This window comes from Herbaspirillum lusitanum P6-12 (assembly GCF_000256565.1).
GTDB lineage: Bacteria > Pseudomonadota > Gammaproteobacteria > Burkholderiales > Burkholderiaceae_D > Herbaspirillum > Herbaspirillum lusitanum.
This window is the reverse complement of record NZ_AJHH01000575.1, coordinates 1-659: the sequence shown is the minus strand read 5'-3', so window position 1 is coordinate 659 and position 659 is coordinate 1. Positions and strand designations below refer to the sequence as shown.

General features: G+C 64.3%; 1 pseudogene. It reads right to left on the bottom strand.

Annotated elements, in window-relative coordinates:
- Nucleotides 1–152: 152 nt before the first annotated feature.
- Nucleotides 153–659, bottom strand: a pseudogene (locus tag HLUSI_RS29600) (hydantoinase B/oxoprolinase family protein); the annotation flags it as partial.

Genomic DNA, 659 nt, shown 5'->3' with positions numbered 1-659 from the left:
GCAGGGGCAGGCGCCTCGGGTTTCTTGTCGCCGCAGGCGGCCAGGATGGCTGCTGCGGCCAGCGTCACGGCAAGAGTCGGGAGGATGCGGATGGCGCGGATGCTACGTATCGATTTCATTTTTTCTCCAGTATGTTTTTCATCGGAATGCGATCAGGTTGCAGCAGGTATGGTGTTGGCAAATCGCGCGGCGGCAGCGGCAATGGACTGGTCGCTCGCCGCCGTCTGCGGAAATCCTTCGGGCAACTCCGCCAGTGCCGCGGCGAAGGCCTGCCGCCGGTGCCGTGCGCGCGCAGCGGCGGGCATGGCGAACAAGGCGGCGCTCAGGCGATCCAGCAAGGCTTCGGGGAAGACGCGATCCCAGGCTTCGCGCTCGGGACCGAAGCGGCTGACGGCATGACTAACGGCATGACTGCCGGCACGCAACGCTGAAGTCGCCGCTGCGTCCACACTCAGAGTTGCGTTCGCCAATGTCAACGCCACGCCATAATCATCGCGCGCCGCATCGATTGACAGCAGGCTGCGCAATACATCGGTCAGTACTGCTGCAGGCTCGCGTTGGAATGGATCGCCCCAACCGCCGCCGCCCGGTGTCTGGATCGAGATTTCATCGCCTGCCGCCACCGGCAGCAGATCTATTTTGCCGAGCTCATGCGGCGC